Source organism: Rhodococcus sp. 21391, from assembly GCF_016772255.1.
Lineage (GTDB): Bacteria > Actinomycetota > Actinomycetes > Mycobacteriales > Mycobacteriaceae > Rhodococcus_F > Rhodococcus_F opacus.
The window spans coordinates 1,110,576-1,124,999 of the sequence record NZ_CP063781.1; the positions used below are offsets into that span (position 1 = coordinate 1,110,576).

11 protein-coding genes are annotated in these 14,424 nt (G+C 70.6%); 9 read left to right on the forward strand and 2 right to left on the reverse strand.

Annotated elements, in window-relative coordinates; genetic code table 11:
- Positions 1–14: 14 nt before the first annotated feature.
- The 8 genes from GO592_RS05285 (at position 15) to GO592_RS05320 (ending at position 12,226) form a co-directional block, all read left to right on the forward strand.
- Positions 15–926 (forward strand): LysR substrate-binding domain-containing protein, encoded by a 912-nt coding sequence (locus GO592_RS05285; protein ID WP_005253940.1) that lies wholly within the window; start codon positions 15–17, stop codon positions 924–926.
- A 136-nt stretch (positions 927–1,062) separates the two neighbouring features.
- Positions 1,063–2,376, forward strand: a complete 1,314-nt coding sequence (locus GO592_RS05290) for an MFS transporter (RefSeq protein WP_007300375.1) — start codon at positions 1,063–1,065, stop codon at positions 2,374–2,376.
- Position 2,377: 1 nt separating this feature from the next.
- Complete coding sequence (locus tag GO592_RS05295; RefSeq protein ID WP_007300376.1) at positions 2,378–4,330, forward strand: FAD-dependent monooxygenase; 1,953 nt, start codon at positions 2,378–2,380, stop codon at positions 4,328–4,330.
- A gap of 9 nt (positions 4,331–4,339) precedes the next feature.
- Positions 4,340–6,073, forward strand: a complete 1,734-nt coding sequence (gene dhaL, locus GO592_RS05300; RefSeq protein WP_007300377.1) for a dihydroxyacetone kinase subunit DhaL — start codon at positions 4,340–4,342, stop codon at positions 6,071–6,073.
- Between the two features lie 125 nt (positions 6,074–6,198).
- Positions 6,199–6,996: a hypothetical protein gene (locus GO592_RS05305; RefSeq protein WP_007300378.1), complete on the forward strand. Its 798-nt coding sequence runs from the start codon at positions 6,199–6,201 to the stop codon at positions 6,994–6,996.
- Positions 6,997–7,116: 120 nt separating this feature from the next.
- Positions 7,117–7,404 carry a hypothetical protein gene (locus GO592_RS05310; RefSeq protein ID WP_007300379.1) on the forward strand — a complete coding sequence of 96 codons (288 nt, stop codon included), beginning with the start codon at positions 7,117–7,119 and terminating at the stop codon, positions 7,402–7,404.
- A gap of 5 nt (positions 7,405–7,409) precedes the next feature.
- The gene (locus GO592_RS05315) at positions 7,410–11,921 is read left to right on the forward strand and encodes a cation-translocating P-type ATPase (RefSeq protein ID WP_007300380.1); all 4,512 of its coding nucleotides are present in this window, start codon (positions 7,410–7,412) and stop codon (positions 11,919–11,921) included.
- A 32-nt stretch (positions 11,922–11,953) separates the two neighbouring features.
- The gene (locus GO592_RS05320; protein WP_005253947.1) at positions 11,954–12,226 is read left to right on the forward strand and encodes a hypothetical protein; all 273 of its coding nucleotides are present in this window, start codon (positions 11,954–11,956) and stop codon (positions 12,224–12,226) included.
- Between the two features lie 14 nt (positions 12,227–12,240).
- Here GO592_RS05320 and GO592_RS05325 read toward each other — a convergent pair whose 3' ends face one another.
- Together GO592_RS05325 and GO592_RS05330 are read right to left on the reverse strand one after the other, a co-directional pair.
- Entirely contained in the window at positions 12,241–12,747 is a 507-nt protein-coding gene (locus GO592_RS05325) for a hypothetical protein (RefSeq protein ID WP_005253948.1), read from the reverse strand.
- Positions 12,748–12,860: 113 nt separating this feature from the next.
- A complete protein-coding gene (locus tag GO592_RS05330) occupies positions 12,861–13,130 on the reverse strand; it encodes an ANTAR domain-containing protein (RefSeq protein WP_005563493.1) in 270 nt (89 codons plus the stop codon).
- Positions 13,131–13,265: 135 nt separating this feature from the next.
- On the opposite strand from GO592_RS05330, the gene GO592_RS05335 reads away from it, so the two are divergent.
- Positions 13,266–14,363 (forward strand): GIY-YIG nuclease family protein, encoded by a 1,098-nt coding sequence (locus tag GO592_RS05335; protein WP_007300381.1) that lies wholly within the window; start codon positions 13,266–13,268, stop codon positions 14,361–14,363.
- Positions 14,364–14,424 lie beyond the last annotated feature (61 nt).

A 14,424-nucleotide genomic window follows, 5' to 3' on the forward strand; every position in this document is an offset into this window, starting at 1 on the left:
GCTACCGTTCTTGCATGCCCCGCCCCGACAACGTCCCCGTGTACACGATGCGCCAGCTGGCGGCGTTCGTGGCGGTGGCGGAGACCGGGACGATCAGTGGTGCGGCCGAGCGGATGCACCTGTCGCAGTCGGCGTTGTCCGCGGCGGTGACGGACCTGGAGAAGGCACTGAAGGCGCAGTTGTGTGTGCGCCGGCGGGCCCGCGGTGTGCAGCTGACCCCGACGGGGGAGGCGGTGCTGTCGCGGGCGCGTGCCCTGTTGCAGCAGGCGGGGGAGTTGCAGGCCGACGCATCCGGGGAGGGCGGTGTCGTGGCGGGGCCGATCGCCGTCGGCTGCTACCCGGCGCTCGGCCCGACGATCCTGCCGTCGATGTTGTACGCGTTCACCGCGGAGTACCCGCGGGCGTCCGTGGAGTTCCGGGAAGACACCCAGAACCGGTTGCGGACGCAGCTCGAGGGCGGCGAACTGGACGTCGCCATCGTCTACGACCTCGACCTCTCCCCGGAGTGGCAGACCGTGCCGCTCATGACCCGCGAGCCGATGGTGGTGCTCGGGGCGGAGCATCCGCTGGCGGGTGTCGACGGGCCGGTGCGGCTCGCGGATCTGGCCGAGCACCCGATGGTGCTGCTGGACGCGCCACCGAGCACCAACCATGCGATGGACGTCTGCCGGGAGGCCGGATTCGCGCCCCGGGTGGCGTATCGGACCGCGAACTTCGAGACGGCGCGGGCCTTCGTCGGACGCGGTCTGGGGTGGACGCTGCTGCTGCAGCGACCCCGGGTGGATGTCACGTACGAGGGGCTGCCCGTCGTCGTGAAACCGATCGCCGACCCGAAACCGGCGTCGGTGGCCGTGGTGGTGGCGTGGCATCAGGAGGCGACGCTGAGCCGGGTCGCGCGGGCATTCATCCGGTTCGTCACACCCTGAGCTGCGCATTCACGACTTCCACGGTTTTTCTGCAATTCATGTGGGGATAGTTCCGCTTTTCAGATGTATGTGAGTCGGGTCATTGTTTTCCGGTAGCGCGATGAGTGCGCGCGCAGCAGAACCGGGAAGGCAGACGATGACGGCAATCACCGAGGCGACACCGCCGGTGTCTCACAAGGAAGCACGCAGGGCAGTCCTGTCGAGCTTCGTCGGTACCGCGATCGAGTGGTACGACTTCTTCATCTACGGCACCGCCGCAGCCCTGGTGATCGGACCGCAGTTCTTCCCCGGCGCGTCGACGTTTGCCGGAACCCTCGCCGCATTCGCCACGTTCGCGGTCGGCTTCATCGCCCGCCCGATCGGCGGTGTCGTCATGGGCCACTTCGGTGACCGCATCGGGCGCAAGTCGATGCTGGTGCTGTCGCTGACGATGATGGGCGCCGCGACCGTCGGCATCGGCCTGCTCCCGAACTTCGAGGCCATCGGGGTGGCCGCACCCATCCTGCTGGTGGCGTTGCGGTTCGTCCAGGGCATCGGTGTGGGCGGCGAATGGGGCGGTGCGGTGCTCATGGCCACCGAGCACGCCCCGGAAGGCAAGCGCGGACTGTACGGCGCGGCACCGCAGATGGGCGTTCCGGCCGGAGTGATCATGGCGAACGTCGTGTTCCTCGCCGTCACCCAGCTGCTGTCCGACGACGCGTTCCAGACGTGGGGCTGGCGGGTGCCGTTCCTGATGAGCGCCGTGCTCGTCGGCGTCGCGATGTGGATTCGGCTCGGCGTCTTCGAGTCCCCGGCGTTCGCGGAGGCCAAGGAGAGCGACACGATCGTGAAGATGCCGATCGTCGAGGTGCTGACCCGCAACTGGCGGACGGTCCTGCTCGCGGCGGGCACGTTCATCGCGACCAACGGCATCGCCTACGTGTTCATGGTGTACGTCCTGACGTACGGCACGAAGGAACTCGGCTACAGCCGAGCCACGATGCTTACACTGCTGATCGCCGCGTGCCCGGTCTGGATGGCGGGCATGGCCCTGTCGGCCTGGAAGTCGGACGTGCTCGGCCGGCGCCGCGTGTACACGTGGAGTTCGATCGCACTGGTGATCGTGGCCGCGGTGTTCTTCCCGCTCATCGACACGGCGTCGATCCCCGTCATGCTGCTCGCGATGATCGTGATGGCGGCGGTCCTCGGCACCACCGCGGGGCCGCAGTCGGCACTGTTCGCGGAACTCTTCCCCGCCCACATCCGCTACAGCGGTGCGTCTCTCGGCTACCAGATCGGCGCCATCCTCGGCGGTGGGCTCGCACCGTTCATGGCGACGTGGCTGTTCGAAGCGTTCGGCACCTCGACGGCCGTCACCGCCTACTTCGTGGTGATCGCCGTGGTCAGTCTCGTCTCGATCCTGCTGTTGCCGGAAACCACCACCAAGCGCCGGAAAGCGGAGGCCGCCTGACATGTCCACCTACTTTCAGCCACAGAAGTACCCGGCGACGGAGTTCGCGTCGACCGGTGCAACCGACGAGGCCCTGCCCGTCGTCGTCGTGGGCGCGGGACCGGTCGGCATGGGCGTGGCACTCGGCCTCGCGCAGCGCGGCATCCCCGTCACCGTGCTCGAGGCCGCCGACCAGGTGTCGTTCGGCAGCCGCGCCATTTGTATCTCCCGGCACAGCCTCGAGGTGGCCGCCCGGCTCGGCTTCGGGCCGGAACTCGAGAAGATCGTGCTCCCCTGGGTGGGTGGGCGCAGCTTCTACCGCGACGAACAGGTGCTGCACTTCGAGATGGCGCACGGCGACCACGACGTCCGCGGGCCCATGGTCAACGTGTCGCAGTCCGAGATCGAGCAGATCATGACGGACACACTGCTCGCGCACCCGCTGATCACTTTCCACTGGTCGTCGAGCGTCGCCGGGGTGCTGCGGTCGGACGAGGACGTGACGCTCGACGTCGACACCGCGTTCGGTGCGCGCCGCCTGCGCGCGCGCTGGGTGGTGGCCGCCGACGGCGGTCGCAGCCGAATGCGTGAACTCGCCGGAATCCGGTTGCAGGGAAACAGCTATCAGGGTAATTACGTCATCGCCGACATCCACTGGGAATCGACGCTGCCCGCCGAGCGGATGGTGTGGTTCGACCCGCCGAGCAACCCCGGCTCGACGATCATCATGCATCAGCAGCCCCGCGACATCTGGCGCATCGACTACCAACTCGACAGCGCCGACGACGCCGAACTCGAGACACAGGAAGACCACATCCGCGACCGGATCACCCGGCACCTCGACTGGCTCGAGAACGACGTGCCGTGGACCCTCGAATGGCACGGCTTCTACCGCGCGCACGCGCTCGCGCTGGACGACTTCACGCACGGTCGCATCCTGTTCGCCGGGGACGCCGCCCACCTGGTGCCGATCTTCGGAGTCCGCGGGCTGAACTCCGGCATGGAGGACGCCGAGACCCTGGCCTGGACCCTGGCCGCCGTCGTCCACGGGACCGCGGGCGAGTCTCTCCTGCAGGCGTATTCGGCCGAACGGCGCGCCGCCTGGCAGCAGAACGTCGACAACGCGGGCAAGTCGACGCTCATCATGTCGCCCGGCAGCCACGGCTACCGCACCACCCGCGACGCGGTGCTGGCGCTGGCCACGACCCGTCCGGAGTTCGGTCACCTCGTCAACCCGCGGCAGTCGAGTGCGACGCACGCGCACCTGTCGCCGCTCACGTGGCCGGTGGCCGAGGGGACGACCGGCGTGCTGCCCGGGGATCCGATGGAGGACCGGCGCGTCCGCGTCCGCGTCACCACCGCCGACGGGTCGGTGCAGTCTTCGCTGAACCGTGTCCGGGGAACGGGTTTCGCGGTGCTCGGTGTCGGAGTCGACCCGGCCGGTGCTCGGATGATCGCCGCACACGCGTCCGCGCTCGCAATGGCGCTGTCGCCGGAATCGGTGCGGGCGGTCGTCGTCCCGGCACCGGGGGCGGCGGTGGACGGGGCGGCCGACCTGACGGTCCTCGACGACCCCGACGGCGCGTTGGCGCAGGCCCTCGGCGCATCCGCGGGTGAGTGCTTCGTGATCCGCCCGGACGGACTCGTCCTGTGCCGGGTCCGGGACCTGTCGCTACTCGGCGACGTCCGCGATCACCTGAAAACGGCAACCGCCCCCGCGCTGGGCGTCGTCCCCACTCATACGGAGACGACGGCGACGCCGGACGAACTGCTGCGCGAGAACGTGTGGATGGGACTGTCCGAGGCGCTCGACCAGGCGGGCGAATCGGACCGCGAGGGATTCCTGACCCGGCTCGCGCTGCTGCTCGGATCGCAGTCGGGCCGGCGGGAGTTCGAGGAAGCACTGGCCGCCGCCTCCCACGTGAGTGGCAAAGTGTCCTCAGGCACGCCGCGGCACTCACATGCGGACGCTTAGCCTGGGAGCATGGCGCACCCACAGTTCCTGAACTCGCCCAAGTCCTTCGTCGTCGACGCGCTCCGCGGGGCCGTCGCCACCACCGACGACCTCGAATGGCATCCGGAACCGGGATATCTCACACGGCGGGAACCGTTGCGCGCCGGGCAGGTCGCGTTGCTGTCGGGCGGCGGGTCCGGGCACGAACCGTTGCACGCCGGGTTCGTCGGCCGGGGCATGCTCACCGGAGCCTGCCCCGGCCTCATCTTCAGTTCACCCAACGCACTGCAGGTGCGGGCCGCCACCCGGGCCGTGGACGCGCGCGGCGGCGTCGTGCACATCGTGAAGAACTACACCGGCGACGTCCTCAACTTCCGCATCGCCGGCGAACTGGCGGCGGAGGACGGCATCACGGTCGAGCACGTGCTCGTCGACGACGACGTCGCCTCCGAACAGGAGGACGGGCCCGGACGTCGCGGCACCGCGGCCACGATCGCGGTCGAGAAGATCTGCGGCGCTTCGGCCGAGCGCGGAGACGACCTCGCCACCGTCGCGGAGTTCGGGCGACGCACCGCCCGGAATTCCCGCAGCATGGCGGTCGCGTTGAGAGCGTGCACGGTCCCGGGGGCGGACTCGCCGTCGTTCGACCTCCCCGACGGGCAGATCGAACTCGGGATCGGCATCCACGGCGAACGCGGAACCGAACGGGTCGACGCGATGGGGGCGGCCGAACTGGTCCGCCGGCTCATCGACCCCGTGCTCGCCTCGCTCGGCGTGGAGCGGGGCGAGCCGGTGATCGCGATCGTCAACGGGCTCGGCGCGGCCCATCCGCTGGAGCTGCAACTGCTGTTCGGTGAACTCGCCGACCACCTCGCGGAGCGGGGTGTGGTGATCCGGCGCTCGCTGGTCGGCAGCTTCGTCACCGCCCTCGACATGGACGGCGCGTCCATCACGCTGGTGCGCTGCGACGAGCAGCTCCTCGACCTGTGGGACGCACCGACCGCCGCACCGGGATGGCCCAACGCCCCGGCCGGTGAATTCCGCGGCATCGCAAACGAATCCGAGGTGCGGTTCCGGTCGAACGTCGCCTCCCGTGAGGACGAGCCGGAGGTGTCCGGCACCGCCGACACACTGGGCCGTGCGCCGGTGGGCGCGTGGATCGGCGCGTTCGTGGAGAAGGTGCTCGCCGAGGAGGCGAACCTCACCGACCTCGACCGCCGCGCAGGCGACGGGGACTTCGGCACCAACATGGCGGCCGCACTCGACCACGTCGACGTTCCCAGGATCCGCGACAGCTACTCCCCGCCGACGGTGTTCGAGTCACTGTCCGACGCCTATCTCGGTCACGCGGGCGGCACGTCGGGCGCGCTGTTCGGTGTCTGGTTCCGGCAGTTCTACCGGGTGGCCGCCGACGCACCGCACGGTCTTGACCTGAAGGCGATCGCCGCCGCGGCACGGGCGGGCCTCGACACGATCCAGGAACTCGGCGGGGCGCAGCCCGGAGACAAGACGATGATCGACGCCATCGACCCGGCCGTCGCCGCCCTCGAATCGGCCGCCCCGGCCGGGAAGAGTCCGGCCGACGGTCTGGCCGAGGCCGCGGACGCCGCCGCACGTGGCGCCGAGGCGACCGCGGACATCACCGCGCGGCGCGGCCGGGCCAGCTACATCGGGGAGGCGGCGCGCGGCGTCGTGGACCCCGGTGCCCTGGTGCTGTCGTGGTTCTTCGCCGAGGCGGCGGAAGCGGCCCGCGCGGTCGGGTAGTCACCGTGCGCCGGGCTCGGCACGTAAGGTGAGGGGAAGAACGCCGAGTCGTGCTGCGCAAACCCGTCGCCACACCTCTCTCCACCTGCATACGGGACGCAGAATCAGGGACGGACACGTAGACAGTGGAAGACACCGCCAGCCGGGGAATCCAGGCTTTCATCGCCGATGTCGTGGAACGGGGCGGCAAGGCAGTCCGGCTCACCCACTCGCGACGTAACCCCGTCCAGGTCTGGGGCGACGACGGCACGAGCTGCATCGTGCGGGTGCGCTCCAAGCTCAGCGGTGACTGGCAGGCCCGCAAACAGGACGAATCGCTCGACGACGACGACACCGGCTCGCAGTTCTGGGTGTTCGTGGATCTCGCGAGTTCGCCGGAGGAGTTCTTCGTCGTGCCCTCGTCCGAGGTGGCCGACGACATCCGCGCCGAGGTGGATCTGTGGATGATGGACACCCCGGGCCGCACGCGGACCGGACACCACGCGATTCCGCTGAGCCGGGTCGCGCACGGTCGCGGGCGCTGGGATCTTCTCGGGCTGGCGGGGGAGAAAGACCCCAGCCGCTACAGCGACGCGCAACGCGCCACGACGGCGGCCACGTTGCGCGCCGACGCCGTCGCGCGCGCCTCCGCCCGGAAGAAGCCGGCCAAAGCGACCGCGGCGTTGGAGGAACTGACCGATACCCGCCTCGAGGTCGTGGCCGACTTCGAGGGTTATCGGCTGGTCGGACGGTTCGACCCCGACACGCAGACTCTGGAGATCATGCGCGGACCGATGCAGGGCCGCCGGTTTCCCGACCCCACGACCGCGGCGACCGCCGTTGCCAGTCACATCAGCGGAGACATCGAAACCCACGACGGCTGGGAATTCTGGCGCACCGAACAAGGTGATCGAATTCCCATGGGACAGAACAGCATCCGATAGTCGCTGAGAGTTCCCTGAAACTGTTCCGGCGCGCGGCGGTTGAGAATACCCTGAGGTGGGTACCGCAGACATGATCCGCCGCGCATCGGCGGTAGTGGCCACGGCCGATGGGAGTTCGTCATGCGAATCGTCGACGGCACAGCGCACGCCGTGTCAGGTGCTGCGAACGCGACGACCAGCGCGGTCGGTGCGGTCGGCGGCGCCGCGATCGGCGGTGTGGTCGGCGGAGTCCGCGGGGCGGCGAGCGGAGCCCGGTCCGGCATGGAGAGCGGCAGTCATTCGACGCCCGCCGCCGCCCTGACCCTGGCCGCCGTCGGCGCGGCGGGACTGGTCGAGTGGCCGGTGCTGGTCACCGTGGGCGGGGCGGCGCTCGTGCTGCGGCAGTTCGGCGCAGGTTCCAGGCAGTAGCTGCCGTGGGAGTCGGTCGATACCTCCGCGCCACCGCATCCCTGCCGGTGCGCGGCGCCGGTGTCGGACTCGGGGTGGCGTCCTACGGGGGCACGGTCGCTGCCGATCTGATGGCGACCACCGCACGGACCGCGACACACATCGCTACCGAGGTGCTCGGAGGAACCCCCGCCCGCCGCACGAGTTCCGGACACGGCCGTGCCTGGATCGAGGTCCGCGGACTCGACGGACCTCGCGGGGACGACGTGGCCGCGACCGTTCTCGGCGCCGTCCGGGAGACCGCCGGTGTGGGGGGAGCCGAACTCAACCGCGCGCTGTCCCGGCTGGTGGTGACGGTCGACGAGCACGGACCGTCGGTGGCCGCGTTGTGTGCCGTGGTCGCGGGCGCGGAGGATGTCGCGCGACCGATCGCTCGCGGCGCCGTCCGTGACCGGCCCGGAGAACTTCCCGGCGACGACGTCGCACTCGCCGAACGCGCGCTCGCACTGGCCGCCGTCACGACGGGGCTGGTCGCGGCCGCCGGCCTTCGCCTGCTGCCGATGCCCGCCCTGCCGTCGGCGGTGCCTGCCGCCGCCGTCACGTTCGTCAACTATCAGCCCCGATTGCGCAGCATGGTCGAGAACCGGCTCGGGCCGGACGCCGCCGAACTGCTGCTCGCCACCGCTCAGGCCGTCGGCGACGTGCTGCGGCGGGCACCTGCGTCACTCGCCGTGGACGTGGCACTGCGGTCGGCGATCACGGCGGAGGCGTGGTCGGGCCGGCGGGTATGGCACCGCCGCGAACCCGAACTGGCCCGGCACCCCGTGGACGACACGGATCGCCCCGCCCGCGCGCGCGGCACATCGGGACCGGTCGAGCGGGACGTCGACCGGGCGGCGATCGCGCAGTGGGTCGGCGCGACCGCGGTGGGGGCGGCGACCCGAAGTGTCGCAGGCGCCGCGGACGCGGCCCTGGTCGCCGCGCCGAAGGCGGCGCGCACCGCACGCGAGGCCTTCGCCGCGACGCTCGGCCGTGGATTGGCCGATCGCCACACCGTGCTGGCCCTGCATCCCGGCGCGCTGCGCTGCCTGGACCGGGTCGACGCGGTGGTCGTGGACCCGTCGGTGTTGCACACGGCCGAGCTCCGGGTGAGCGGCATCCGTGCGGTTCGGGACGCCGACCGGACGAGAGTGTGGGAGGCCGCGCGTTCTGCCGTGGGGGCAGGCGCTCTCGGGGTGGGCTGGCACGCGCTGACCGACCTTACGGACGATATCGCCGCGGCAGCCGTGGACGAAGATTCCGCTGTCCTGGTGACCCCCGCCCACCACCCGAGCGCGGCGGCCGTGCTCGCGCAGGCGCGCACGTCGGGCGCCCAGGTGGTGTCGGTGAACGTGGACACGCTCGGCGGACTCCGCTCGGCGTTCGACGATCTGCTGCCCTCGAGCGGGTCACTGGACGCGGACCTTCGCGACGCCGTCGCGCAGTTGCAGGCGAACGGCGCGACGGTCGCGGTGATCGCCGGCCGGGCGCCGCACGCCCTGTCGTCCGCCGACGTCGGGATCGGTGTCCTCGTCGACGACGCCCCGCCACCGTGGTGCGCGGACCTGCTGGTCGACGATCTCGTCGGAGTATGGCGGGTGCTGCGGGCCCTGCCGGACGCGCGGACGGCGAGCCGGCGCGGTGTCGAGATCGCAACGGCGGCGTCGATGCTCGGTGCGCTCGTCATGCTGCCCGGAGTGCGTGGCCGCGGACCCGGACCCGTCACGGTCGGCGCGGCGGCAGGATTGTGGACGGGGCATTCCCTCGCGCGCAGTGTGCTGCGGGCCGAGGTTCCACCCGCCGCCCCGGTTCACGCCTGGCACGAGATGCCGGTGCCGGACGTGCGCCGCCTGCTGCCCCCGCGCGACGAAGAGGATGCCGCGGTCTCCCGGCGTCGCTCGGTGAATCTGGTGCTGACCCCGGTCGAGGCGATCGGGCGGCTCACCGCGTGGCCGGTCGGGCTGGCCTGGGATTTCGGTCGGGTGATGCGGACGGAACTGGCGGATCCGCTGACCCCCGTCCTCGCCACCGGATCTGCGGCGAGCGCCCTGCTCGGGTCGCCGATCGACGCGGTGCTGGTGGGCTCGGTGCTGGCGGGCAACGCCGCGCTGTCGGCCGTGCAACGGCTGCACGCGGAACGTCTGCTGAACCGGTTGCTGGCGGCGGGCGATCCGCCCGCACACCGCGTCGCCGGGTCCCCGGAGCGCCGGGTGACCGAGCAGGTGGAGGCCTCGCGGTTGCGGCCGGGCGACGTGATCGAGATCGGTCCCGGCGAGGTGGTGCCCGCCGACGGCAGGCTGGTCGAGGCGTCCGGCGTCGAGGTCGACGAGTCCTCGCTCACCGGGGAATCGCTGCCGGTGAGCAAGCAGACGTCGCCGACTCCGGGCGCACCGCTCAGCGAACGTGCCTGCATGGTGTTCGCGGGGACCACGATCCTCACCGGCACGGCGACGGCGATCGTCACCGCGGTGGGCGATACAACGGAAGCGGGACGCGCGGGCGCGCTCACCCCGGCGAGTGCGTCGCACGTGGGTCTGCAGGCGCAGCTCAGAAGCCTCACCGACCGGGTGCTGCCCGTCAGTGTGGGCGGCGGCGCCCTCGTCACCGCCGTCGGGTTCCTGCGCGGCACCGGACTGCGGCAGGCGGTCACGAGTGGTGTCGCGGTCGCGGTGGCGGCGGTTCCCGAGGGTCTGCCGCTCGTCGCGACCCTGGCGCAGCAGGCCGCCGCACGCCGACTGACGGGGTCGGGCGCGCTGGTGCGGGCGCCCCGTTCCGTCGAGGCGCTCGGCCGCGTCGACGTGGTGTGCTTCGACAAGACGGGCACCCTGAGCGAGAACCGACTGCGGGTCATCACCGCCGTCCCGGAGTCGGGGTTCGATCGCGAGGACGTGCTCGTGTGCGCGGGCCGGAGCGCGGTGACCCCCGACGGCAGTCCGGCCGCACACGCCACCGACGCCGCGATCGCCGACGCGGCAGTGGACCTGCTACCGCAGGGGGAGGACCGGAGCAGTTACCTTCCGTTCCGGTCCGGACGGTCCTACTCCGCCTCGCTGTCCGGGACACACGTGTCGTTGAAGGGTGCGCCGGAGGTCGTGGTCGCGGCGTGCACCGGAATCGACGCGGACGAGGTCCACGACACCGTTCTCGGCATGGCTGCTGACGGGTTACGCGTCATCGCCGTCGCCCGCCGGACCGTCACGCCCTTCCAGGCGCGTCGCGCGGCCGACGACACCGCGGTGCTCGACGATCTGTGCGGCAGTGGGCTGCAACTCGTCGGACTGCTCGGGCTGGCGGACACCCCGCGCCCCGAAGCGGCCGGACTGCTCCCGGCATTGGAAGGGCTACAGGTCGGGGTCCGGCTGATCACCGGCGACCATCCCGTCACGGCCACCGCCATCACGAAAGAGCTGGGACTGGCGGTGTCGTCCGAGCAGGTGATCAGCGGGACCGACTGGGACACCCTGTCGCACCGGGGGCAGGAGAATGCCGTCGAGAAGTGCGTCGTCTTCGCCCGGATGTCGCCGGAGAACAAGGTGCAGATCGTGCAGACCCTCGAGCGTGTCGGTCACGTCTGCGCGATGGTCGGCGACGGCGCCAACGACGCGGCCGCGATCCGGGCGGCCAGCGTGGGGATCGGTGTCAGCTCGCGCGGCAGCGACCCGGCCCGCAGCGCCGCGGACGTGGTGCTCCTCGACGGCCGCGTCGACGCGTTGCTCGACGCCCTCGACGAGGGCCGTCAGCTGTGGCGGCGGGTGCAGGCGGGAGTGTCGGTGCTGCTCGGCGGGAACGCAGGCGAGGTGGCGTTCGCCCTGATCGGCAGTGCGATCGCCGGACGGTCGCCGCTGACGGCGCGTCAGCTCCTGCTGGTGAACGTGCTCACGGACGCCCTGCCCGCGGCCGCGCTCGCGGTGAGTCCGCCCAACGAACAGGCCCGGGGAGAGGGCCGCGGCCCGGACGGTGCGGCGCTGTGGCGGACAGTCGCGATCCGCGGCGCCGCCACCGCGGCGGGCGCGACGACGGCGTGGGCGCTGGCGAGCGTGACGGGCAGGCAACGCCGGGCGTCGACGGTCGGGCTGGTGGCGCTGGTCGGCACACAGCTGGGTCAGACGCTCATCGATTCGCGGAGTCCGCTCGTGGTGCTCACCGCGGGCGGTTCACTCGCCGCACTCACCGTCATGGTCAGTACTCCCGGTGTCAGTCAGCTCCTCGGTTGCACCCCGCTCGGACCGGTCGGGTGGGCCCAGGCGCTCGGCTGTGCGGGTGCGGCGACCGCGGCGGCCGCGTTCGCACCGGGGCTGCTCGAAAAGCTTGTGGGCGATCAGTCGACGATCTCGATCACGCCCGCCCGCAGCAGTACGGCGTACACCTCCCGCAGCGGTGGGGTGAGCACGCGGGTGACCACCCCGGTCAACGGGTCCCCGGCTGCGGAGAAGACACCGGCAGCGGTCTGGGCGACGGAACTCAGCACAGCGGACACGGTCCGCGATCAAGGTGGCTGACCGGGAAACGGCACGGACAAGGGAGACGAACTATGGCCCAACGAACGTCGGAGGCGGAATCGCAGAGCGACGCCGTCCAGCGGGTGCGGGAGGCCCACAGCTTCGCGGTGCAGCTACCGATCCTCGGCAGGGTGCCGCTGCCGCGTCCCGAGCAACTGGCATTCTTCGCGGCGATCGGCTTGCTCGCCGCAGTCGAGATCATCGAATGGCCGGTCGCCCTGACCATCGCGGCAGGGCACATCCTGATCACCGATCAGCACAACCGCGCCGTCCAGGAGATCGGGGAGGCCCTGGAAGGCGCGTGACGCGGAGGTCCGGATCAGGCGGGCGGACAGGCCGGTGACGTCAGCTGCGCGATCGCCACGATGGAACATGCCGTCGCCTTCGACAATCTCCACGTCCCGTTCTCGCCGGGCACGAAGATGGCGGGCAGGGTGTTCTGCTGCACCTGGCCGTTGATCGTCAGCTGCAGCTGCGCGCTGGCGCTGCCGTCGCCGTTATCGATCACCGGGTCCAGTACCTGGACCTGCGCACCTGCCTGCTGGGCGGCGGCGGCGACCTGATTGAACAGGTTCGGGTCCTGCTCCGAACCCTCCACCATGGCGATCTTCTCCTCGAGGGGAGTGGCCGGGTCGAGGCCCTTCGCCAGCAGGGCGTTGAGGTCGGCCGCGGTCGGCAGTTCGAGTTCGGCGCTGGTCTCGGCGGCTGCAGTGGTCGTGGACGTGGTGGTCGCGCTCGGCCCGGAAGACTCGTCGGAACCACAAGCGGACATCGTGAGGGCTGCGGCGATCGCTACCGCGGCAACCGTGATTTTGCGGATCGTCAACTCAGTTACCTCTTCGTATCTCGGTGCGCTGGTCGTTCGGTCTCACATCGAGTCTGAAGGTTTGGGCAGCGTCGCGCCGTCGAAGCCAGAGAATTCTCAGACTTCGACCGAATTCAGGCCGCCGTGCCGAACGCGCCACGGTACGGAGTGGCGTGGCTCCACTGCAGAGCGGCAGCGGTGACGTCGGACGCGGGAAGGTCGTGGTGATGGGTCTGGATGAACGCGATCAGTGCGCGGGCGGTGCGGGCGAGGGCGACCTTGTGCCTGCGGGACGTCTCCGCGAGTTCGGTGAACGCGTCGTTCTCGGAGCATCCGCGGTAGGCGATGAGGATGCCGACCGCGATGTCGACGGCCGTGCGGGTGGAGTAGCTGGGCGCTGTCATGAGTGTTCTCCCAACCTGCGTCGCAATGGGTACAACTCCATCCTCCCGCACTCGGTAGGACGTCGAAAGGGTTCGAATCTCCTCGAGCCTTCCTCGTGCGAGTTCTTCACCCAGGTTTTCCCTTACGGTAGGGGCATGGCTACCGTCTGGACGATCCCGATCGACATCACTTCTCGCTGGCTCGACAATTCCGAGGTCCAGACTTTCCTCGCGTCCAACGACCTGGACAACGCGGCACCCGACCCCCGGGTGCGGTTCGCGCAGTTCGCGGACGTCACGAAGTCGCTGGAACGCCACATCGGGCACACCTTCTCCTCGGTGCAGGGCGCGGCCACCGCACTCTTCGACGGCATCGACGGCGGCGTCCCCGTCGCGTTGAAACTGGCGGCGCTGCGCCTGATCCTGAAAGAGGTGTATCAGACCCGTCACGCGCCGCAGCCGTTCCCGAAGCGGGTGGGCGAGGAACTCGGCACCTACGTCTACGCGCTCCTCGATCCCCGCAACAGGTCGGTGTTCTACGTCGGCGCCGGGCGGGGCACCCGGGTGTACGGCTACGTGTGGGAGGCGTTGGCCGAGAACGAGCACCGGCAGACGCTCGAGGATCCGGAGACCGACAGCGCTGAGGTGAAGGCCGCGACCATCGCCCGCATCCGCGAGATCTACGACTCCGGCCACGAGGTCGAGCATTACATCGTGGCGCATCGGATCGCCGACACCGGTGACGTCGCCGGTGCGGTGCGGGGCGGAATCGTAGGCGCGTTGGGGCTGAACGAGGGTGCGGTGCTCAGCAATCTCGCCGGTGGCGCGGGCGAGCATCGTGCGGTGCCCGTCGACGACCTCGTGTTGCAGTACGCAGCAGAACCCGTCCCGAACCTGCCGACTCCCTGCGTCGTCCTCGAGGTGCCCGCCGCGTCCCGGCGCGGCGTGACGCCGGAGGAGGTGTACGAACTGTCCCGCGGCGCGTGGGCGGCAGGCGCTGCCGTCCGCAACACCGACGACATCCCGGTGATCGTGTTCGCGGACAACATCGTTCGTGCCGCATACCGTGCCAAGTCCTGGTCCTCGGTCGCCCGACCGGGCGACGCGGCGCTGTGGCGGTTCACGGGCGAGCCCGACACCGAACTGGAGAGCCAATTCGTGAACAAGCGGATCGTTCCCGCCAAGGTCGGTCTGAAGAAGTGGCCCACCCACGGCTGGGTTCCGCACCTCACCCAGGCGCGCCCCGGCCGCTGACGTGAGTGGCGAAGCGTGCCCCGGCACACTTTGCCACTCACCTGCAGAGTGTGGCCTCCCG

What these genes read in the sequence shown, in the direction of transcription:
- GO592_RS05285 (WP_005253940.1), top strand. Translation starts at nt 15, where the DNA reads ATGCCCCGCCCCGACAACGTCCCCGTGTACACGATGCGCCAGCTGGCG.
- GO592_RS05290 (WP_007300375.1), top strand. Translation starts at nt 1,063, where the DNA reads ATGACGGCAATCACCGAGGCGACACCGCCGGTGTCTCACAAGGAAGCA.
- GO592_RS05295 (WP_007300376.1), top strand. Translation starts at nt 2,378, where the DNA reads ATGTCCACCTACTTTCAGCCACAGAAGTACCCGGCGACGGAGTTCGCG.
- dhaL (WP_007300377.1), top strand. Translation starts at nt 4,340, where the DNA reads ATGGCGCACCCACAGTTCCTGAACTCGCCCAAGTCCTTCGTCGTCGAC.
- GO592_RS05310 (WP_007300379.1), top strand. Translation starts at nt 7,117, where the DNA reads ATGCGAATCGTCGACGGCACAGCGCACGCCGTGTCAGGTGCTGCGAAC.
- GO592_RS05320 (WP_005253947.1), top strand. Translation starts at nt 11,954, where the DNA reads ATGGCCCAACGAACGTCGGAGGCGGAATCGCAGAGCGACGCCGTCCAG.
- GO592_RS05330 (WP_005563493.1), bottom strand. Translation starts at nt 13,130, where the DNA reads ATGACAGCGCCCAGCTACTCCACCCGCACGGCCGTCGACATCGCGGTC.
- GO592_RS05335 (WP_007300381.1), top strand. Translation starts at nt 13,266, where the DNA reads ATGGCTACCGTCTGGACGATCCCGATCGACATCACTTCTCGCTGGCTC.